Raw genomic sequence first — 21,021 nt, 5'->3', positions numbered from 1 at the left:
CTGCCGCGGCCTTCAGCTCCTGTCCCCAAGGGAAAGCACCAGCACGGCGGCGATGACCAGCGCGCCGCCGGCGAGCTGGAGCGCCTGGAGGCGCTCGCCCAGGAGCAGCGCGCCCATCAGGGCCGTGGCCACGGGTTCGACGGTGCAGGCGATGGAGGCCTGGGTCGCGGTGATGCGCGACAGGCCCTCCATGACCAGCACCGTGGGCAGGACCGTGCCCAGGACCGCCAGGCCGGCCACGCTGGCCCAGGCGCCCGGGGGCATCCACGGATGGATCCCGCCCAGGAAGGGCGCCAGCGCCAGGAAGATCAGGGCGGCGAAGGTGCTGATCCAGAGCGTGGCCACCAGGGCGGGCACCCCCCGCTGCATGCGGGCGCCCAGGAACATGTACGCCGCGTAGCCCAGGGAGCTGGCCAGGCCCAGGACGACGCCCAGGAGATCCAGGCGCTGGGCGGGAAAGCCGATGGCCAGGGTGATCCCGGCGAGGGCGAGCGCCAGGGCCAGGAGGCCGCCCCGGCCCGGGCGCTCCCCCCGGAAGGCCCAGCTCAGGATCATCACGTGCGCCGGGTAGAGGTAGAGGAGCAGCGCGGTCAGCGCCACGGGGATCCGGCGGCTGGACACGAAGAACAGCCCCGCCTCCAGCACGAACAGGGCCCCCATGAGCGCCAGGCCCCCGAGCCGGGCCCGCGGAAGCCGGACGCTGTTGCGCCGGGGCACCAGGGCCCACAGGAGCAGGGCCGCCAGGGCGAAGCGCAGCGCCAGGGCGGTGGGGACGCCGACGCCCCGGGCCGCGGCCAGGCGATTGAAGATGCCGATGGATGCGAAACTGCACCCCGCCAGGACGACCAGGAGGATGCCGCCCGTGCGTTTGCCGGCGGTGTCCGTCACCGGGATCGCATGAGCAGGAGGCCTTCCACGGCGGGGATGTCCGCGGGCACGTCCACGCCCAGGCTCAGGTGCGGCGTGCGGGCCACTCCGATGGCCATGCCTGCGGCCAGGGCCCGCAGCTGCTCGAGCATCTCGAGCTTCTCCAGGGGGTGGGGGGGCAGGGCGGTGAAGGCGCGCAGGGCCTCGGGCCGGTAGCCGTAGATGCCCAGGTGGCGAAGGTACACCTCCAGGTGCTGGGGGCTCAGCCAGGGGCGGAAGTCCGCCAGGAACAGGGTGCTGTTGCGGAGGTAGGGGATGGGGCTGCGGCTGAAGTACAGCGCGCGGCAGGAATCGTCCAGCACGACCTTGACGTTGTTGGGGTTGAAGAGCTCCTCCGCATTGGTGAAGGGGCAGGCGGCCGTGGCCATGGGCAGGCGCGGGTTGTGCTCCAGGAGGCTCACGACTCCGGCGATGGTGTCGGGATGCATTGCCGGTTCATCTCCCTGGATGTTGAGCACCACGTCGAAGGATTCCCCCAGCGCGGCATAGGCCGCGGCCACCCGGTCCGTGCCCGAGGGCAGGCCGGGGTCCGTCATGACCACCCGGCCCCCGAAGCCTTCCACGGCCGCGGCGATGCGCGCGTCGTCGGTGGCCACCACCACCTCGTCCACGCCCGGGGCGTCCCGGGCCGCCTCCCACACCCACTGGATCATGGGCCGCCCGGAAATGGGGGCCAGGGGCTTGCCGGGGAACCGGGAGGCCTGGAATCTGGACGGGAGTACGGCGAGGGTGCGCATGGGAGAGCCTTTCAGTGACGGTTTGATCATAGCAAGGCCGAGGCCCCATGGGCCTCCCGGGGGCAGGGGCCGGAACCCATGAACTCCTGCGTGGAAATATGAAGGCCGATCACGCACAATCAAGGGTTTGGCTTTCAGGATTCAACACCGGAGGTTCCATTGACACGAAGGTTCGCCATCCCCGTAGGCATCACGGCGACGGGTCAGCACTACCCGGATCGCATCGTCACCAACGATGAGCTCTCCCAGATGGTCGACACCAGCAACGAGTGGATCATGTCCCGCACGGGCATCCGGCACCGCCGCTGGGTGGAGCCCGGCACCGGCTCGTCCGACCTCGGCGTGGGCGCGCTGCGCATGGCCCTGGAGCGCCGCGGCATGCGTGCGGACGAGCTGGACGCGATCATCTGCTGCACGGTGACGCCCGACATGTTCTTCCCGTGCACCGCCGCCCTCATCCAGGACAAGATCGGGGCCTCCAACTGCTTCGGGTTCGACATGAACGCGGCCTGCTCGAGCTTCCTGTTCGGCATGACCACCGGCGCCAGCCTCATCGCGGGCGGCACGGTGAAGAAGGTCGCCGTGGTGGGCTGCGACGTGATGACCTCGATCATGGACCCCACGGACCGCAACACCGCCGTGCTCTTCGGGGACGGCGCCGGGGCGGTCATCCTGGAGCAGGTCGAGGAGGGCTACGGCCTCCTGGACTACGAGCACAAGATCGCCGGCTTCGGCGCCCCCTTCCTCTGCATGAAGGCCGGCGGGTCCCTGCGCCCGGCCACCGCCGAGACCGTGGCCAACCGCGAGCACTTCATCTACCAGAACGGCAAGGAGGTCTACAAGAACGCCGTGCGCGAGATGGCCGAGGTGAGCCGCCTCATGCTGGACCGCAACCAGATCAGCCCCGCGGACCTGGCCCTGTTCGTGCCCCACCAGGCCAACCTGCGCATCATGGACGCCGCCGCCAAGCGCCTGGAGCTCCCCTACGAGCGCATGGCCAACAACATCGCCGAGTACGCCAACACGACCTCGGCCACCCTGCCCACCGCGCTGCACCAGTCCCTGGACGCCGGAAAGGTCAAGAAGGGCGACCTGATCGTGTTCGCCGCCTTCGGCGCCGGGTTCACCTGGGGCGGTTCACTCATGCGCTGGGCCGTGTGAGGATCATCGCCGGCACCCTCAAGGGCCGCCGCCTCGCGGCCCCGGAGGGGTCCCTGGCGGTTCGTCCGACTGCCGACCGGGCCCGGGAGGCCCTCTTCTCCATCCTCCAGAAGTGGCCCGCGGGCCCCTTCCTGGACCTCTACGCCGGCACCGGCGCGGTGGGCCTGGAGGCCCTCTCCCGGGGCTACGCCCCCGTGACCCTGGTGGAGAAGGCCCCCGAGGCCCTCGCCTGCCTGCGCACCAACGCACGGGGGGCCGAGGTGCGGGTCCTGGCCCAGGATGTCAGGCTCCTGGCCCCGGACGCCTTCCGGGATCTTGCGGTGGCCTTCGCCGATCCGCCCTACGAGGCCTCCCTGGAGGCCTGGGCCGGCCTGGGACCCCGGGTGGCGGGGTGGCTGGGGCAGGGCGGCATCCTGGTCTTCGAGGCCGCCGCGGGCACGGCGCTCCCGCCGGTGGCGGGCCTGGAGGAGGTGGAGACCCGACGGTACGGGGCCGCGGAGTTCCATATCTTCCGCTCGGCAGTCTGAGGTCTGGTTAAACTTCTCGGATGCCACGGTTTTCCATCAAGACCAAGCTGAGCGCCGTCATCAGCATCCTGGTGCTGGCCTTCGGGCTGTTCAACCTGGTGTTCTTCCCCCTGACCGTAAAGCGCCAGTTCCAGGCCCAGGCGGAAGCCAGCATGCACCAGGTGGCCGAGACCGCCAGTTACGCCCTGGCGTCGGCCATGGAGGACCGGGACCGCCGGGAGGTCGCCCGGATCCTGGAGGGCGTCAAGAACATCCCCTCCTTCAGCTTCTCGGTGGTCTTCGACGAGAACGGGAAGGCGGTGGACGAGTCCCCCGCCGCTCCCGGCTGGGTGGGCGCCTATGGGCGCACCGACGGCAGGACCAGCACGTTCCTGCGCCCCTCGGACGAGATCCTGGTGGCCACGGCGCCCATCTTCTTCCGCAACGCGTCCGGGGACCACGTGGGGACCCTGGTGCTGGGCTTCACCACCGACGAGATCCGGCAGGTGGTGCGCGTGAACATCCGGCAGGCCCTCTGGGTGGGCGGCACCGCCGTGGCCGTCGCCCTGCTCCTGGGCATCTACCTGGCCAGGCTCTACATCCGGCCCCTGGTGACGCTGACCGAGGCCGTGCAGCAGGTGGCCAGCGGCAACCTCCAGGGCATGGCGGTGGGCGCGACCTCGCACGACGAGCTCGGGGTGCTTGGCCGGAGCTTCGAGGTGATGACCAACAAGCTGAGGATTTCCCGGGACGAGATCGAGCTCCAGAACAAGCTCCTGGAGTCCCGGGTCCACGAGCGCACCGGGCAGCTGCTTGAGACCATCTGGGAGCTGGAGGAGATCCGGGCCAACCTGGAAAAGCTCGTGCAGGAGCGCACCCGGGGCCTGGAGCAGTCCCGGGCCGAGCTCAAGGCCTGGGCCGGCACCCTGGAGGAGAAGGTCCAGGAGAAGACGCAGGAGCTCACGGAGGTCAACGACAGCCTGCTGATGAGCCTCCAGAGGCTGCAGGAGCTGGACCGCATCAAGAGCGAGTTCCTCGCCAACATGAGCCACGAACTGCGCACGCCGCTTAACGCCGTCATCGGATTTTCGGGCCTGCTCATGCAGGAGCGGGAGGGGCGGGTCCCCTCCGACGTGAAGATGGACCTGTCCATCATCCACCAGAACGGCCGGAACCTCCTGGGCATGATCGACTCCATCCTGGACCTCTCCAAGATCGAGGCGGGCCGGTTCGAGCTGGACCTGGTCCCCATGGACCCCGGGCCCGCCCTGGAGGAGGTGGCCGCCCTGGCCACGGGCCTCATCGCGAACCGCCCCATCCGCTTCACCGTCGAGGTCCTGGGCGGGCCGTGCCGGATCCTGGGGGACACCGTGCGCTTCAGGCAGGTGCTCACCAACCTGGTGGGCAACGCCATCAAGTTCACCGAGCAGGGCAGCGTCTCCGTGCGCATGGAGCGCGCCGGGGATCGCCTGCGCATCGCCATCAGGGACACCGGCATCGGCATGAGCGGGAACGAGATGCAGAGGCTCTTCAGGCCCTTCCAGCAGGTCGACGGCAGCATCACGCGCCGCTTCGGCGGCACCGGGCTGGGCCTGGCCCTCTCCCAGCGCCTGGTGATGGCCATGGACGGGAAGATCACCGTTGAAAGCGAGAAGGGCAGGGGGAGCACCTTCACGGTGGACCTCCCGCTCCTGCCGGAGGCCGAATCATGACTGCGCCGAAGATCCTCTGCATCGAGGACAATTTCGTGAACTGGAGGCTCGTGCAGCGCCTGCTTTCCCAGGCCGGCTACGACATGCACTGGGCCGAGGAGGGCCTCAAGGGCTACGAGATGGCCCTCCAGCTCAAGCCCGCCCTCGTGCTCCTGGACATCAACCTTCCGGGCCTGTCGGGCTTCGAGGTGGCCACCAAGTTCAAGCACGACCCCGAACTCAAGGCCACGCCCCTGGTGGCCCTGACCGCCAAGACCCAGAAGGCCGAGCGCGAGACGGCGCTGGTGGCGGGCTGCGACGGCTTCATTCCCAAGCCCCTGGACCCCTTCACCTTCGTGGACCAGGTGGGGGCCTTCCTCCTGGGCCGCCGGGAGGAGCTGGAAAAGGCCCTGGAAGCCCCGGCCCTGCGCCAGTTCAACGTCCAGATGCTCGAGCACCTGGAGATCCAGCTCAAGGAGGCGCAGGAGGCCAACCGCAAGCTCATGGAGGCCCAGGCCGCCCTGGAGCAGCGCAGCGGCAGCCTGGCGCGCCTCCTGGCCCTGAGCCGGGAGATCCTCACCGAGCACGATCCCAGGACGCTGCTCCTGCGCATCCTCTCCGAGGTGCGGGTGGAGGTGGGGGCCACGGGCCTCACCGCCTACCGCCTGCACGGCAGCGGCAGCTACTACGACGGCGTGCGCTGGAACGGGGCCACCTTCGACGGCATGCCGGTCCTGCCCCTGGGCCACAGCTTCGTGGCCCGGGCCTGGTCCATGGGCGCCTCCGGGGTCCTCCACGGCGAGGCCCTCCGGAGCAGCCGCCTCTGGGAGGAGGGGCTGGACCTGGGCCTCTGGCCGCCCATGGGCAACGTGGCCGTGGTGGTGCTCCGCACCCACCAGGAGGGTGAGGAGATCGCCGGCTTCTGGATCCTCAGCCGCCCCGCGGAGCGGCCCTTCCTGGCCCAGGAGCTGGAGATGGCCACCCTCCACGCCAGCATCGCCCTGGTCAGCCTGGAGAACGCCGAGCTCATCGAGGACCTCAACAACAGCACCCGCGCGCTTGCCTCGAGCTACGAGCGCATCGAGGGCGCCTACCAGGACCTCCAGAACGCGCGGGCCGACCTGAACCGCCGGGACCGGCAGGCCCTCCTGGGCGACCTGTTCACCAAGATCGCCCAGCGCCTGGAAGCCCCCGTGCAGAGCCTGCACCAGCAGAGCCAGGTGCTGGACCACATGCCCGCCCCGGACGGCAACGGCCTGCCCGAGGCGCACCCCCGGGCCCTGGCCGAGATCCGCGAGGCCGTCTCGAAGATCGACGGCCTCCTGAAGGCCCTGCTGCGGCGGGTGGGCCGGGAGGCTCCCAGCAAGCCGGAGTGGCTGGACCTCCACGACCTCATCCAGCAGGAACTGGAACTGCTCCAGGCCGAGGGCGTCATTCCCGCCGAGGTGGCGGTCACCCAGGAGCTGAAGGCCCGGGTGCCCCTGATCTACGGCGTCTACGGGGACTTCGCCACCACCCTGCTCAACGTGGTGCACCACGCCCTGGGCGGGCCGACGCCGTCGCCCTCGCTGGCCATCCGTTCCACCCGCACGGAGGACGCCTTCCTCCTCCAGGTCACCGACGAGGGCGGGGCCATCCCCCCCATGGAGCTGGACACGGCCTTCGAGCCCTTCTCGGGCCTGCACCAGCAGGTCGTGATGGGCGTGAGGAGCCCCGGAGAGGGCCTGGCCGTGTGCAGGCAGCTCCTGGCCGCCTACGAAGGCGAAGTGGACCTGGTCAACCTGGGCGACGGCACGTCCCTCACCCTGAAGGTCCCGCTCAGATAGGGGACGGCCCCGGCTCCCCCCGGGGGGGAGGCCGGGGCCGGCGCCGGTACTACTTGAGTTCCTTGAGGAATTCCTTGACCTCGCCGGCCTTCTTCCCGGTGGGGGCGATCTCCATGTACTTCTTGAAGGCCTCCTTGGCGCCCTTGACGTTCTCGAGGCTGAACTCGACCACGCCCAGCAGCCAGTAGCTGTCGGCGAACTTGGGGTCCAGGGAGATGGCCTTGGTGACGAAGGTCTTGGCTTCCTTGAACTTGCCGGCGTTGAAGGCGGCGACGCCGTCGTTGTAGGCCAGCTCGGGCCGGGGGCCCATGACGGCGTCGATGGCGGCCTGGTAGGTCTTGATGCCCTCGGCGTCGTTCTTGACCTTGGCGATCTCGAGGAGGGCCACGAGCACGCGCTGATCCTTGGGGTTGCGCTTGTAGGCGTTGGCGAGGTAGGGCTCGGCCTTGAGCATCTGGTCCTTCTGGGCGGGGTCGGCCTTGCCGGCCTCGTAGAGGGAGATGCCCAGCACGCGCTCGACGGTGGGGAGGTTCTTCTCGATCCCGGCTCGGGCTTCCTCGTCCTTCAGGGCCGTCATGGCCTCCTTGAAGTCGGCCAGGGCGGACGTGACCAGGGGCACGGCCTCGGCGAACTTCTGGGCGTTGTAGAGCTCGACGGCCGCGTTGAAGGAGGCGGATGCGGACATGGACTTGCCTTCGCCGGCGGGCAGGTTCGCGAGGTTGGCCTTGAGGGCCTCCTCCGAGGCCTGCTGGGGGGTGAGCAGGACGACGTTGACGGTGGTGATGTCGGCGAGCTTGACCTTGAGGGTCTGCTTCTGGGTCTGGTACCCGGGGGCGGAAACGGAGAAGGTGAAGTCCTTGGGCTCGAGGCCCACCTGCAGGTAGCTGCCCTTTTCGTCGGCCTTGAGTTCCTTGGTCCAGTTGATGTCGGAACGGCTGAGCGTGATGACGGCCCCGGCCACGGGCTTGCCTTCCTTGTTGGTGATCTTGCCGCCGATCCGACCGGTGCTTTCGGCCGCCAGCGTCAGGCAGACCGCAGGGATCATGATGGCCGTAATGAGGTTTCGCATATTGCCTCCGAATAACCCCATGGTCCCATTTATGCAAGGGTTTGAGAAGTGGCCTGGAGGTGAACTGTGATACGCTGCCTTCAACCCACGGAGTGACCATGATTGCAACGGTTACACGGTCGTCCATCCCTGAGTTGGAATCCGTGACCGCCAGATTCGTCAACGCAGTGATAAACGCTTCAAAAATGAGGTTTAGTCTGCTGCTTGGGGCGCTCCTCCTCGTGCTTGCCGGCAGTCTGGGCGCGGCTCCGCCCGATCCTTCGTCCCGCGCCCATCAGGACCTGATGCCGGCCGTGGCCATGAGCCACTGCGCCGAGCGGCTCAAGCCGGCCTTCCGCTCCGGCGATCCCGGGGCCATCCAGGCCGCGGTCCAGGATGTGGAACTGCTCCGCAGGACCTACGGCACCCTGGACGTGCTGCCCCTGGTGGAGTCCATGGCCATCTACGCCAGGGACCTGGGCGCCCAGGGCGAACCGGCCCTGGGGCTGAAGGTCATCGACACCGTGGAACGCTGGGCCCCCCGGAACCCGACGCTCATGGGCGCCCGGGTGATCCTCATGCGCCAGCAGGGCCCCCAGGGGTACCTCTGGAGCATCGGGGAGGTCCTGGAACTCACCCGCCTGCGGCTGGCCAACCCCTACCACCGGTGGCTGTGGACCGTCCAGCACATGGCGTGGCTCCGCCTCCTGGCCACGCTGCTCCTCTGGGGATTCGCGCTCACCCTCGGCATCCGCTACCGCCGCGTGTTCCGCAACATCTGGGAGGAGCCGCTGCGCCGCGGCGCCATGAATCCCCATGTGATGGCCCTCCTGGGGGCGTTCCTGATCACCCTGCCGGTGATCTTCGGCCTGGATCCCGGCATCGTGGCCATGGTCTGGCTCTGGCTCCTGGCCCCCTTCCTCCTGCCCCTGGAGATCCGGGCGACCCTCTTCATCCTCCTCCTGCAGCTGGTCCATCCGGCGCTCTCCCTCCTGGAGCCCATGGCCGCCGTGAGGCCCAGCCCCAGCATCGTGACCCTCCAGCTGCGCCCCCAGCCCCTGGCGGGGATGGAGCGTTCCCTGGCCATGCTGCCCCAGGGTGACCGCACCTTCCTGGAGGGCTGGCGGCAGCTCGAATTCCAGGAATGGTCCAAGGCCCTGGCCACCTTCGAGTCCCTGCGCAGGAACCACCCCGACCGCGCGGAGGTCCTCAACAACCTGGGCGTGGCCCGGTACCAGCTGGGCGATCTCGCCGGGGCCCAGGCCTGCTTCGACGAGGCGGCCCTCCTCGGCCCCGACCGGGGCGAGATCCTCCTCAACCAGAGCGTGGTGGCCTTCCGCCAGATGGACGGCCCCCTGGGCTTCTCCAAGCAGGAGGACGCCAGGCGGGTCGCGCCGGACACCTTCAACCGGATCCTGGCCGCCAACCAGGCCCGGAACGACCAGCGAACCTTCGCGCTCCCCCTGCCGGACAGTCCGGAACGGGTGGCGGCGCTGGCCAGGTTCCAGGAGACGCCCGCGGAGCACGGTCCCGGCCGCACCAAGAACCTGCTGCTGATTTTCAACTTCCTCCTCCCGCTCGCGGCGGCGGTGGCCTTCTACTTCCGGCTCAAGAAGAGCATCAGCGAGGCGCACCCGTCCCAGTGCACGCGCTGCGGGGATCCCTTCCACACCACCGACAGCCCGGATTCGTTCGTGTGCTCCAAGTGCCACCACCTCTTCGTGCTCAAGGACGGCCTCCACGGGGAGAGCCGGAAGAAGAAGGTGGAGGAGGTGGGGGCCTTCCAGTCCGCCCAGCGCTGGCTCCACCGCTGCCTCATCGTGCTGCTGCCGGGAGCCGACCTGGTGCTCATCGGGGAGACGCGGGAAGGTCTGCTGGAGTATTCCTTCTTCTGCTTCGCCCTGGGGATCGTGCTCGCCACGGGCCGCTCCGTGCGCTACCCCGGGGAAGTGCTTCCGGATCCGGCTTCCATCTGGATGCCCCTCGGGCTTATGCTGCTGGCGGTGCTCTTTCTTCGTTCCTGGTTGAAGCTCCTGCCGAGAAGGGGATAGGCGAATGGCTCTGGAAGGCTCCCTCCGAGATTTCGATCTCTTCTCCCTGTTCAACATGATCAAGACCCAGGGGAAGAGCGGGACCCTCGTGCTCTCCCGCGCCCAGGAGTTCGTGAAGATCTTCTTCGACCAGGGGGAGATCGTCGGCTGCGACTCCAACCAGGTGCGCATGGAGGACCGCGTCGGCGCCATGCTGGTGCGCCTGGGCAGGCTCTCGGGCGAAGAGCTCATGGGCATGATCCACCGCCAGCGCCAGACCCTCAAGCGCATGGGCACCCTGCTCCTGGAATCGGGCCGGGTCTCGCCCCAGGACCTCCAGGACGCCCTGTTCAACCAGGCCATGTCGATCATCTACCGTACCTTCCGGTGGGTGGAGGGGGACTACCGCTTCGACTCCATCCTGCCCCAGGAGCTGGACCGCGAGAACTTCCCGGCCATCCCCGTGGACACCGTCCTCATGGAGGCGGCGCGGATCATGGACGAGTGGCCCGAGGTGCAGCGGCGCCTCCCGGACAACGGCCTCCCCCTGCGCAAGACCCCCTACGGCGCGGCGCTGAACCTGGACATCGACAAGGACCTGTCGACGGTCCTGGACGGCGGCTCCATGAACGTGGAGGGCTCCGGCCTCACCCACGAGCAGGAGACGGTCCTCACCTACTTCTCCAGCTCCACCAGCATCCAGAACGTGCTCCAGATCAGCCGCTATGACGAACTGGACACCTGCAAGATCATCGCCCAGCTCCTGGAGGCCGGCGTCCTGGAGGTCTCCACCGAGGCCGAGGAGCGCAAGCCCTCCGTGTGGGTCCTCCCCCCCGCCATGATGGGCAGGGAGGCCGCCCCTCCGCAGGGCCCGTCCTGGCTCTTCTGGCCCGCCGTCGCCGTCTTCCTGGCGTTCCCGCTGGCCTTCTACGTGCCCCATTCCAGGGCCTCCGCCAACCAGGGTCTCGCGAGCCTCCAGCGCGCCGACGTGCAGGTCTCCACGGACCCCGCCACCATGGCGCGGCAGGTCTGGGCCTTCCGCATGGCCTCCCCCGCCGACGGCGGCAGGAAGCTGGCGGATTCCCTGGGCATCACCCTGGATCCCCACATGGTCGTCCCGGACTTCTCACGGCAGCCCAATCCGTTGCCCCCGACGCCGCTGGAACGCGGCCAGGAACCGCAGTAGGCAGGCACCCATAGCCTTGACAAGAAGTATAAATTATACATGTTTATGTCCGGACCCCGCGCAGGGAGGAATCGGCCATGAACGTGTTGAGACCCGTGATTTGTTCTTTCATCCTGTCCATGGGCGCGGTCTCGGCGGTGGCGCTTCCGCCGGTTCACTACCTTGGCCGCATCAAATCCGTGACCGGCCTCCCGAAGCTGGGAATCGAGTTCAAATTCAATGAGTGTGATTTGAGTGGCGTGGAGAATCCGCACAGGAGCCACACCGTTCAAGTCCTCGCAATCGAACTTCCCAAGTGGGAAGTCCGGGTGCGCAAGCCGGGAGGGGGATGGGGCGCCGTGGACTTTCGGGAGATTGAACATGATTTGTTGGATAGATATATCAAGTTGACCGTCATAAAGAACCATGACTCGATGCCAGCCTATATTTTCCATTCGGACAAGAGCATGCATGAACTCAGGCGATGATGCCCAGGGATTCAGATAATGGCCTGGTGCGATCGCGAGTCTTGCCATCCGGCTCAGGCTTTGACCAGCCATTCCTTATCCTGCTTTTTCCCCAAAATCCAATTCATAAACGCAGATATATGGGATAAAAGGGGATAGGTTCACCTGGGAGTTCCCGTTTCATCCTTGTCCGGAAGGGCTCCGGGGTTGCGCCGAGGGGCTGGGAACTGCCGACGGGGAATGGCTACGACTCGGTTTCCCCGGGCTCGATGTCGATCAACCTCGGTTTCCGGGGGCGCGCGGCCCAGGCGACCAGGACGGAGATGAAGTAGAGCCCCTCCAGGACGACCCCGAAGAAGATGGTCGTGACGATGACGTCGCCGGGAGTCAGGAAGGCGCTGATGGTGAAGATGGCGACCGTGGCGTGGCGCCAGAACTTGAGCAGCCAGGTGGCGGTGACCAGGCGGAAGCGGGTCAGGAAGAAGACCAGCACGGGCAGTTCGAACATGAGGCCGGTGCCCACCACCGTGTAGATGAACAGGTCCAGGTAGTCCTCCAGGTGGAGGTTGGTGCGCAGCCCGGCCTGCATGGCCTCCTTGAAGAGGATGTCGCCCAGGAAGGCGAAGGCGTTCCAGTAGGCGAAAGCGGCGCCGCCCAGGAAGCAGCCCGTGGTCACCAGCACGAAGGGGATGGCGAAGCGCCGCTCGCGGCTGTAGAGCCCGGGCTTGATGAAGCCCCAGAGCTGGCCGAAGAGGAAGGGCGCCGCCACGAAGATGGCCGCCCAGATGGAAAGCCTCATGAGGGAGAAGAAGGGCTCGGTGAGGCTGGTGTAGGCGAAGGGGTCGAAGACCGTGGGGATCGGCTGGTGGGCGGCCTGGGCCTGGGCGATGGCGTGGCTCTTGAACGTCTCCATGAAGGGCTTCTGGGCCCAGGTCATCAGCCGGAAACGGAAGAAGTAGGTGAGGGCGAAGGCCCCCGCGACGATCAGGATGCTGCGGATGAGCCGCACCCGCAGTTCATGCAGGTGCTCCCAGAAGGACATCTGATTGGGAGGCGTGTCGGGTGTCGTCATGGAGGCGAGGTCGGGCGCCCCGCCCTATTTCTTCTCGGACGTGTTGCTGTTCACGTCGTCCTTGACCGAGTCGGTGATCTCGCGGCTGGCCTTCTTGAATTCCTGGATGCCCTTGCCCAGTGCCTTGCCGAGTTCGGGGAGCTTGGAGGGGCCGAAAAATATCAGCAGCAGGATGCCGATCAGCAGCATTTCAGTCAAACCGAGATTGCCCATGCTTCCTTCTCCTTGGTCTGGTAAGTGGCTTCGAGGCCCCACCGGGAACCTGACGCCGATGTCAGGTTGGCATGAAATGGAACCGTGGGGGTAAGTTTATACAGGGTAGACAGTTACCCGGCCGATGGAGTGGTACGTCCAGCCGGCGGCCTTCATGGCTTCCGGGCGGAAGAGGTTGCGTCCGTCGAACATCACCTTTCCCTTGAGGAGGCCCGCGACCTTCGGGAGGTCGGCCGCCGCGTACTGGGGCCACTCGGTGGCGATGAGGAGGGCGTCGGCCCCGGCGCAGGCTTCCATGAAGTCCGCGGCGTACTCCACCCGGTCCCCCAGTTTCGCCCTCACGTTGTCCATGGCCTCGAAGTCGTGCACCACGACCCGGGCGCCCAGGGCCGTAAGGCTGTCGATGAGCTCCATGGACATGGCCTCCCGGATGTCGTCGGTGTGGGCCTTGAAGGCCAGGCCCCACAGGGCGAATTTCCGGCCCGCCAGCGGCGCGGGGCTGCCCGAGGCGCACCCGAAGTGGGCGCGCACCTTCAGGGCCAGCACCTGCTTCTGGTGGCGGTTGGCTTCCACCGTGGCCTCCAGGGCACGCAGGGGGTGGGCGTTCTCCCGGCCCACCTTGAGCAGGGCCTGGAGGTCCTTGGGGAAGCAGCTGCCGCCGAAACCGGGCCCGGGATTCAGGAAGTACTTGCCGATGCGGTGGTCGCTGCCGATGCCCTGCTTGACGAAATCGACGTCGGCGCCCACCTTCTCGCACAGGCCGGCGATCTCGTTGATGAAGCTGATGCGCAGGGCGAGCATGGCGTTGGCGGCGTACTTGGTGAGCTCGGCGCTGGGCGGATCCATGCGGAGCCACTGGCCGGAGCTCGCCTCGAGGAACTTCGCGTAGAGCCCCTTCATGATCCCGGCGGCGTGGTCCGTCCTGCAGCCCACCACGACGCGGTCGGGCCGGATGAAGTCGTCGATGGCGCAGCCCTCGCGAAGGAATTCGGGGTTGGAGACCACCTCGAAGGCGCGGTCCGTGCGGGCCGCGATGGCCGCGTGGACCCGGGCGGCGGTGCCCACGGGCACGGTGCTCTTGTCAACCACGACCAGGGGCGGGGCGTCCGCGGGCCGCAGGCCCATGGCGGAGCCGATGGCGCCGGCCACGGAGAGGACGTACTGCAGGTCGGCGCTGCCGTCCTCGCTCTGGGGCGTGCCCACGCAGATGAAGGCGGCGTCGGCGGCGGCGATGCCGTCCCTGAGGTCGAGGCTGAACGACAGGGCCCCGGAGGCCTGGTGCTTCGCCAGCAGCTCGTCCAGCCCGGGCTCGTAGATGGGCGAGACGCCCTGGCGGATCTTCGCGATCTTCCCCGCGTCGGTGTCGATGCCCAGCACGCGGTGCCCGGCTTCGGCGAAGCCAGCCGCGGCCACAAGGCCCACATATCCAGTGCCGATGACCAGAACTTGCATATCCTACCTCTCGCTGATGACAGTCTTGCGCACGGGAGCGCTCCTGCAAGTGTATCCGTTGCCCTACCGGACCGCGAGCCTTGGTAGAATCACTTCCCTAGGAGGAATCATGGCTTACTTGGGCCTGATCGCGGGGCAGGGCGTCAACCTTTGGGAAGTGGTGCTCCACGCGGGCACCGTGGCCCGGGTGGTGCTGCTGATCCTGGGGGCCTTCTCCATCACCAGCTGGGTCATCATCGTGCAGAAGGCGATCCTGCTCAGCCGCAGCAAGGGCGTCACCGAGCGGTTCCGCGCCGTCTTCCGCAAGACCACCAACTGGGGCGAGCTCAAGGGCCGGGCCGCGGACTACACCATGAGCCCCCTCGTGGGCCTGTTCACCGCCGGCTTCTCCGAAGTCAACTACCAGCTCCGTCCCGCCCCGGGCCCCGCGGGGCAGAAGGCCCAGATCAAGAGCATGGAGGCCGTGGAACGCTGCCTCCAGCGCGCCTCGGTCGTGGAGATGGGGCGCATGGAGAACTACCTGGGCATCCTGGCCACCATCGCGGCCGTGAGCCCCTTCGTGGGCCTGTTCGGGACGGTGTGGGGCATCATCGACGCCTTCCACGGCATCGGCACGGCGGGCAACGCCAGCCTCGCCACGGTGGCCCCCGGCATCTCCGAGGCCCTGGTTGCCACGGCCCTGGGCCTGGTGGCCGCCATCCCCGCCCTGATGGCCTACAACTTCTTCCAGGGCCAGCTCAAGCACTGGCAGACCGAGCTGGACGACTTCTCCCTCGAGTTCATCGGCGTCTCCGAACGAAACTTCACCTGATGGCCTGCGGTCCGCGCACCCCCGTCTTCTGGCAGCGTCAGCCCGGGCTGCCGAGGCCGGTATTGGGCTTCCTGCGCTCCCGCCTGGAGGCGGCCCTGGCCGACCCCGCGGACCGGGCGCTCCTCGTGTGGCCCACCGTCCTGGGCGCCCCACGGGTGCGGGCGGAGTTCCCCGGGGGCCTGCCCGAGGCCGAGCTGCTTGCGCGGGCCGGCGCCATGCTCCCCCAGGAGGACCCCGGGCGGGCCTGGCGGGACGCCCTGGCGAGGTTCCCCGACACCGCCGACCGGGGCCCCGGGGGATGGGTCCCCCAGCGCATCTGGGACCCGCTCTCCTCCCTGGTGAGCCTGCGCAGCGGCGTGACCCTCCTGGCCCTGCTGGGCCTGCCGGAGGGGGAGGCGTATCCCCTGGCGGCGGGCGTGTCCCTGTTCAACGCCGCGCTGTTCCACGAATGCCACGACGCCCTGGAGCCCCTCTGGCTGGAGGCCGAAGGTCCCCTCAAGGCCGGGCTCCAGGGCCTCATCCTCATGGCGGGCGGCTTCCACCACCACCAGCTCCAGAACGCGCCCGGCATGGCCGGGCTCTTCGAGGACGCCGTGGAGGCCCTGGGCGGGAGCGGCGAGCTTGCCACCCCCTGGGGGACCGTGGCCTACGGCGCCGCCCTCGACCTGGTGCGGGAACGCCTTTCGGCCCTGGAGGACGAATTCGGCCTGCGGGCCGAGGAACCCCCCTGGGAACGCCTCTGGAGCCTCGACCGGCCCGAATGGGAGCTGATGTGATCACTTGCGACGTACTCGTGCTCGGCGGCGGCATCGCGGGCTGTTCGGCGGCGCTCCGGGCCGCGGAACTGGGCGCCGACGTGGTGGTGGTGGCCAAGGACACCCTGGGGGAATCCAACACCGCGTACGCCCAGGGGGGCATCATCGGCCTGCCGCCCCCGGACGCCCACGACTCCGCCGAACTCCTGGCCTCGGACGTCGAGGCCGCCGGGGCCGGGCTCTGCAAGCCCGAGGCCGTGGCCCTCCTGGCCGAACAGGGGCCCATCCTCTGCAAGGAGTTCCTCTGGAAGCAGGTGGGGGTCGACTTCGACCACACCGGCGCCCTGGAGCCCGAGCCCACCGCCGAGGCCGCCCACAGCGCCCGCCGCATCTGGCACGTGAAGGACGCCACGGGCCGGGCCATCCAGACCGCGCTCACCTCCAAGGTGCGCTCCCACCCGCGGATCCGGATCTTCGAGAACCACTCCCTGGTGGACCTCCTCACGGTCCCCCACCACAGCCGGGACCCGAGGGCCGTCTACGATCCCATCCAGGTTTGGGGCGCCTACGGCCTGAGCCCGGACGGCGTGGTGCGCATGTGCCTGGCCAAGCGCACCATCCTGGCCACCGGCGGCCTGGGCTACCTCTACCTCCACACGAGCAACCCGGCCTCGGCCACCGGGGACGGCCTGGCCGCGGCCTACCGGGCCTCGGCCCGCATCGTGAACTGCGAGTACGTCCAGTTCCATCCCACCACCCTCTATGTTCCCGGCAGGCCGCGGACGCTGCTCACCGAGGCCCTGCGCGGCGAGGGCGCGCACCTGGTGAACGGCAGGGGGGAGCGCTTCATGCGGAGGTACGCCCCCGAAGGCCTGGAACTGGCCCCCCGGGACGTGGTGAGCCGGGCCATCTTCCAGGAGATGGCGGCCACGGGGGAGCCCTGCATGTACCTCGACCTGGAGCCCCTCAAGGCCCGGCTGGACCTGGAGGCGAGGTTCCCCACGGTCCTGGCCACGTGCCGCAAGGCCGGCCTGGAGCCCCTCTCCCAGCCCATCCCCGTCGTGCCCGCGGCCCACTACTTCTGCGGCGGCGTGGCCGTGGACCTGGACGGCAGGGCCAGCCTCCCGGGGCTCTTCGCCGTGGGCGAGGTGAGTTGCACCGGGGTCCACGGGGCCAACCGCCTGGCCTCGTCCTCCCTCCTGGAGGGCCTGGTGTGGGGCTACCGCGCCGGCGAGAGCTGCGCGGCCGAGAGCCGGACCACGGCGCTGCCGGACCCGAACTCCCTGGAACCCTGGAGGCCCGTGCCCCCCGGCCCGGAACCCGACCCGCTGCTCATCGAGCAGGACTGGACGAGCATCCGCACCACCCTGTGGAACTACGCGGGCATCGTGCGCACCCGGGACCGGCTCACGCGGGGCCGGGGCGACATGGGCTACCTCTACCACCGCATCGAGGCCTTCTACCGCGCGGCGCCCCTGTCGCGCAGCCTGCTGGAACTGCGCAACGGCATCATCTGCGCCCGGCTCATCTTCAAGGCCGCGCTGCAGAACCCGGTGTCCCGGGGCTGCCACTACCGGCTGGACTGAACCGGGATTCCTTGGTTAACTGGAGGATCAACCCCCGGGATCCTTGTGCGGATCCCCTCAGCGCACGAGGGCGCCATGGCCGACTCGACCCGGAAACGCTATACCGTTTTCCTGCCCCGCACCGATTTCCCCATGAAGGCGGACCTGCCCCAGAGGGAACCCAAGCGGCTCGAGCGATGGAAGGCCGAAGGCCTCTACGCCAGGGTCGAGGCCCGCAAGAAGGCCGACAACGCCGCGGGCCTGGGCAGCGGGCGCAGGATCCTCCATGACGGCCCCCCGTACGCCAACGGGGCCATCCACATCGGCCACGCCCTGAACAAGATCCTCAAGGACATGGTGGTCAAGTCCCTGTGGCTGGACGGGCACGAGTCCCCGTACATCCCCGGCTGGGACTGCCACGGCCTCCCCATCGAGCACGCCGTGGAGCGCGACCTGGGCCCCAAGCGCCGGGAGATGAGCCGCAGCGAGTTCCTGGCCAAGTGCCGGGTGTACGCCCAGAAGTGGATCGATTCGCAGCGCTCCGGGTTCCAGCGCCTGGGCGTGCTGGGCGCCTGGGAGGACCCCTACATCACCATGCAGCCCCGCTACGAGGCCGACGTCGTGCGGCTCCTGGCCAGGCTCTTCGAGTGCGGGGCCGTCACCCGCAAGCTCAAGGTCGTGCACTGGAGCTACGGCGCCCGCACCGCCCTGGCCGAGGCCGAGGTGGAGTACGCAGACAAGACCAGCCCCGCGATCACGGTGGCCTTCCCGGTGCCCGACGAGGAGGCCCGGCGCATGCACCTGCCCACGCCCCTCTTCCTCCCCATCTGGACCACCACGCCCTGGACCCTGCCCAGCAACCTCGCCATCGCCATGCACCCCGACATGGAGTACGCCGTGGTGCAGGCCGTGGACCGCCACTACCTGGTGGCCGTGCCCCTCCAGGAGGACTTCCAGCGCCGCCTCGGCGTCCCCTTCCACGTGAAGGAGATCCGCAAGGGCAAGGCGTTCCAGAGCCTCACGGCCCGCCACGCCTGGCTGGACCGGGAGAGCCCCGTGCTGCTGGCCGACTACGTCACCGCCGACACCGGCACGGGCCTGGTCCACACGGCCCCCGACCACGGCGTGGACGACTTCAACCTCGCCCACCACCTGGGCCTCCTGCAGCTGGTGGGCCCCGACGGGCGCTTCACGGCCGACGTGAACGACCCCGAGCTGGAAGGAAAGAACATCTTCGACACCAACGTCCTGGTGGTGGAGCGCCTGCGGGCGTCCGGCGCGCTGCTCCACGACGAGATGCTGACGCACAGCTACCCGCACTGCTGGCGCACCAAGACGCCCATCTTCTTCCGGGCGACGGAGCAGTGGTTCATCACCATGGACGACGAGCTCACCGGCAAGGGCAAGACCCTGCGCGAGCTGGGCCTGGAGGGGGTCGAGAGCACCCGCTGGGTCCCGGCCCAGGGACGCAACCGCATCCATGCCATGATCGCGGGCCGCCCGGACTGGTGCATCTCCCGGCAGCGCGCCTGGGGCACGCCCCTGACCGTGCTTCGCTGCATGGAGTGCGGCGAGCCCCTGGCCACCGCCGACATCTTCGCAAAGGCCGCCGCCGCCATCGAGGAGGGCGGGGTGGAGGCCTGGGCCGAGCTCCCCCTGGAGCAGCTCAAGCCCGAAGGATCCGTGTGCGCCAAGTGCGGCGCCGACGCCTTCGCCAAGGAGACCGACATCCTGGACGTGTGGATCGACTCCGGCGTGAGCGCCGCCGTCGTGTGCGACACCCATCCGGAACTTAGCCGCGCGGACTACGGCAAGTTCATCTACCTGGAGGGCTCGGACCAGCACCGGGGGTGGTTCCACTCCTCGCTGCTCTTCAACCTCGCGGCCACGGGCGACAAGCCCTACGACACCGTCGTCACCCACGGTTTCGTGCTGGACGGCAAGGGCCAGAAGATGAGCAAGAGCCTGGGCAACGTGGTCACCCCCGAGGAGATCATGAAGACCCTGGGCGCCGACATCCTCCGCTGGTGGACGGCCTCCGTGGACTACAACGAGGACGTCCGCATCTCCAAGGAGATCCTGGAGCGCTCCGCCGACGCCTACCGGAAGATCCGCAACACCCTGCGCTTCCTCCTGGGCGCGGTGGCCGACTTCGATCCCGCTTCGGACGTGGTGCCCGAGGGCGAGTTCTCGCCCCTGGACGCCTGGGTGTGGGGCGCCTTCGGCGACATGGCCAACCAGGTCACCGCCGCCTACCGCAACTACCAGTTCATGGAAGCCGCCCAGGCGCTGCACTCCTTCTGCCAGCTGGAGCTCTCCGGCCAGTATTTCGAGATCATCAAGGACCGCCTCTACTGCGACGAACCCGCATCCGCCCGCCGCAGGAGCTGCCGCACCCTGTGCTGGAAGCTCGCCAAGGGCCTGTCGGCCCTCCTGGCGCCCATCCTCACGTTCACCGCCGACGAGGTGTGGGAGAACATCCCGGGCACCACGGACTCCATCTTCGAGCAGCGCTTCCCCGCTGGCACGCCCCACGCGGCGTCCGCCGAGTGGAACCGCTTCTGGGAGATCCGCCAGGCCGTGCAGGCCGCCATGGAGCCCCACCGGGCCGCCAAGACCATCGGCACCAGCCTGGACGCCCAGGTCACCCTGCTGCTCCCCGACGCCGACCTGGCCATGCTGGGGCGCCTGGGCGAGGATCCCCAGGACCTCCTGGTGATCAGCGGCCTGGAGCTGCAGGCCGCCCCCGACCTGGACGTGGTGGTCACGGCCCACGGAGGCGTCAAGTGCCCCCGCTGCTGGAACCACAAGGGCGGCGCGGGCCAGGGCGAGGACGCGGACCTGTGCCCCCGGTGCTGGGACGTGGTGCGGGCCCAGGCATGATCCGCCGCCTTCCCTGGCTCCTCCTCCCCGCCGCGGCCCTGGCCGCCGACTACGCCTCCAAGGCCTGGATCGTGGGCCTGCTCGCGCACCGGGGCACCCAGGTGGTCGTCCCCGGCTTCTTCAGCCTCACCCTGGGCTACAACCCCGGCGCCATCTTCGGCACCCTGGGCGGGGCCCCGGCCGGGGTGCGCAGCGCGGTCTTCCTCCTCGCCGGCATCGCCGCCGTGGCCTACTTCGGCTGGGAGTTCATGAGGGAGGCCACTCCCACGATCCAGCGCGTGGCCCTGGGCCTGATCCTGGGCGGCGCCCTGGGCAACGGCCTGGACCGCCTCCGCCACGGCGCCGTGGTGGACTTCCTGGACTTCGAGTTCTGGGGCTGGCACTACTGGACGTTCAACCTCGCCGACAGCTTCATCGTCTGCGGGGGGATCCTGCTGGGATGGACCCTGATCGTTGCCGCGCTGAAGAGCCGGGAACAGGCCAAGGGAATTAATTAAGTCTTTTTTATCATTTTTCATCCCGGCGCATCCCCGTTCATCCCAGGCGATTTTCTCGCATGGATTGGCGGCGCATGGCTGCCCACTCCAGGCGCCCGGGCGATGTAAGCGTTGAATTAGCCGGGGATGAACGGGGATGCACGGGGATGAAGAAGGATGAATTCCTTTCTTGATTTCGTGTAGCATATTGCGAGGTATATCCCTGTCATCTGGAG

General features: G+C 68.5%; 18 protein-coding genes. 12 read left to right on the top strand and 6 right to left on the bottom strand.

What is annotated here, in order from left to right; genetic code table 11:
- Positions 1-12: 12 nt before the first annotated feature.
- Both ACZ5MC_RS14425 and kdsB read right to left on the bottom strand, forming a co-directional pair.
- The gene (locus ACZ5MC_RS14425; RefSeq protein ID WP_464516115.1) at positions 13-888 is read right to left on the bottom strand and encodes a DMT family transporter; all 876 of its coding nucleotides are present in this window, start codon (positions 886-888) and stop codon (positions 13-15) included.
- Complete coding sequence (kdsB, locus tag ACZ5MC_RS14420) at positions 885-1,664, bottom strand: 3-deoxy-manno-octulosonate cytidylyltransferase (RefSeq protein ID WP_306601199.1); 780 nt, start codon at positions 1,662-1,664, stop codon at positions 885-887. The genes ACZ5MC_RS14425 and kdsB overlap by 4 nt, the downstream gene beginning before the upstream one ends.
- Before the next feature lie 159 nt (positions 1,665-1,823).
- Between kdsB and ACZ5MC_RS14415 the strand changes: the two genes are divergently transcribed.
- The 4 genes from ACZ5MC_RS14415 to ACZ5MC_RS14400 are packed head-to-tail and all read left to right on the top strand — an operon-like array spanning position 1,824 to position 6,848.
- Entirely contained in the window at positions 1,824-2,825 is a 1,002-nt protein-coding gene (locus tag ACZ5MC_RS14415; protein ID WP_464516114.1) for a beta-ketoacyl-ACP synthase III, read from the top strand.
- Positions 2,822-3,352 carry an RsmD family RNA methyltransferase gene (locus ACZ5MC_RS14410; protein WP_464516113.1) on the top strand — a complete coding sequence of 177 codons (531 nt, stop codon included), beginning with the start codon at positions 2,822-2,824 and terminating at the stop codon, positions 3,350-3,352. Before ACZ5MC_RS14415 ends, ACZ5MC_RS14410 begins: the two co-directional genes overlap by 4 nt.
- Before the next feature lie 20 nt (positions 3,353-3,372).
- Positions 3,373-5,043: an ATP-binding protein gene (locus tag ACZ5MC_RS14405; RefSeq protein ID WP_306601196.1), complete on the top strand. Its 1,671-nt coding sequence runs from the start codon at positions 3,373-3,375 to the stop codon at positions 5,041-5,043.
- Positions 5,040-6,848 (top strand): hybrid sensor histidine kinase/response regulator, encoded by a 1,809-nt coding sequence (locus tag ACZ5MC_RS14400; RefSeq protein ID WP_306601195.1) that lies wholly within the window; start codon positions 5,040-5,042, stop codon positions 6,846-6,848. The genes ACZ5MC_RS14405 and ACZ5MC_RS14400 overlap by 4 nt, the downstream gene beginning before the upstream one ends.
- Before the next feature lie 49 nt (positions 6,849-6,897).
- Here the strand turns inward: ACZ5MC_RS14400 and ACZ5MC_RS14395 are convergent, their stop codons facing one another.
- A complete protein-coding gene (locus tag ACZ5MC_RS14395; RefSeq protein ID WP_306601194.1) occupies positions 6,898-7,917 on the bottom strand; it encodes a carboxypeptidase-like regulatory domain-containing protein in 1,020 nt (339 codons plus the stop codon).
- 185 nt (positions 7,918-8,102) lie between these two features.
- Between ACZ5MC_RS14395 and ACZ5MC_RS14390 the strand changes: the two genes are divergently transcribed.
- The 3 genes from ACZ5MC_RS14390 to ACZ5MC_RS14380 all read left to right on the top strand — a co-directional run bounded on the left by ACZ5MC_RS14390 (position 8,103) and on the right by ACZ5MC_RS14380 (position 11,579).
- Positions 8,103-9,947 (top strand): tetratricopeptide repeat protein, encoded by a 1,845-nt coding sequence (locus ACZ5MC_RS14390; RefSeq protein ID WP_306601193.1) that lies wholly within the window; start codon positions 8,103-8,105, stop codon positions 9,945-9,947.
- Between the two features lie 4 nt (positions 9,948-9,951).
- Positions 9,952-11,112 (top strand): DUF4388 domain-containing protein, encoded by a 1,161-nt coding sequence (locus ACZ5MC_RS14385; RefSeq protein ID WP_464516112.1) that lies wholly within the window; start codon positions 9,952-9,954, stop codon positions 11,110-11,112.
- Positions 11,113-11,189: 77 nt separating this feature from the next.
- Complete coding sequence (locus ACZ5MC_RS14380) at positions 11,190-11,579, top strand: hypothetical protein (protein WP_464516111.1); 390 nt, start codon at positions 11,190-11,192, stop codon at positions 11,577-11,579.
- Between the two features lie 223 nt (positions 11,580-11,802).
- On the opposite strand, the gene tatC is transcribed toward ACZ5MC_RS14380, so the two are convergent.
- From tatC to ACZ5MC_RS14365, 3 genes are all read right to left on the bottom strand, one after another.
- Positions 11,803-12,630: a twin-arginine translocase subunit TatC gene (tatC, locus tag ACZ5MC_RS14375; RefSeq protein ID WP_306601190.1), complete on the bottom strand. Its 828-nt coding sequence runs from the start codon at positions 12,628-12,630 to the stop codon at positions 11,803-11,805.
- Positions 12,631-12,654: 24 nt separating this feature from the next.
- A complete protein-coding gene (gene tatA / locus ACZ5MC_RS14370; protein ID WP_306601189.1) occupies positions 12,655-12,843 on the bottom strand; it encodes a twin-arginine translocase TatA/TatE family subunit in 189 nt (62 codons plus the stop codon).
- 96 nt (positions 12,844-12,939) lie between these two features.
- The gene (locus ACZ5MC_RS14365) at positions 12,940-14,295 is read right to left on the bottom strand and encodes a UDP-glucose dehydrogenase family protein (RefSeq protein WP_306601188.1); all 1,356 of its coding nucleotides are present in this window, start codon (positions 14,293-14,295) and stop codon (positions 12,940-12,942) included.
- 109 nt (positions 14,296-14,404) lie between these two features.
- On the opposite strand from ACZ5MC_RS14365, the gene ACZ5MC_RS14360 reads away from it, so the two are divergent.
- The 5 genes from ACZ5MC_RS14360 (at position 14,405) to lspA (ending at position 20,806) form a co-directional block, all read left to right on the top strand.
- Complete coding sequence (locus ACZ5MC_RS14360) at positions 14,405-15,106, top strand: MotA/TolQ/ExbB proton channel family protein (protein ID WP_306601187.1); 702 nt, start codon at positions 14,405-14,407, stop codon at positions 15,104-15,106.
- Positions 15,106-15,882, top strand: a complete 777-nt coding sequence (locus ACZ5MC_RS14355) for a DUF309 domain-containing protein (RefSeq protein WP_306601186.1) — start codon at positions 15,106-15,108, stop codon at positions 15,880-15,882. Before ACZ5MC_RS14360 ends, ACZ5MC_RS14355 begins: the two co-directional genes overlap by 1 nt.
- Positions 15,879-17,447 carry an L-aspartate oxidase gene (gene nadB, locus ACZ5MC_RS14350; RefSeq protein WP_464516110.1) on the top strand — a complete coding sequence of 523 codons (1,569 nt, stop codon included), beginning with the start codon at positions 15,879-15,881 and terminating at the stop codon, positions 17,445-17,447. The genes ACZ5MC_RS14355 and nadB overlap by 4 nt, the downstream gene beginning before the upstream one ends.
- A gap of 75 nt (positions 17,448-17,522) precedes the next feature.
- The gene (gene ileS, locus ACZ5MC_RS14345) at positions 17,523-20,309 is read left to right on the top strand and encodes an isoleucine--tRNA ligase (protein WP_464516109.1); all 2,787 of its coding nucleotides are present in this window, start codon (positions 17,523-17,525) and stop codon (positions 20,307-20,309) included.
- The gene (lspA, locus tag ACZ5MC_RS14340) at positions 20,306-20,806 is read left to right on the top strand and encodes a signal peptidase II (RefSeq protein WP_306601183.1); all 501 of its coding nucleotides are present in this window, start codon (positions 20,306-20,308) and stop codon (positions 20,804-20,806) included. Before ileS ends, lspA begins: the two co-directional genes overlap by 4 nt.
- The last annotated feature ends 215 nt before the right edge of the window (positions 20,807-21,021 follow it).

Source organism: Mesoterricola sp. JemC181 (assembly GCF_055384585.1).
This window is presented reverse-complemented; position numbering and strand designations above follow the sequence as displayed.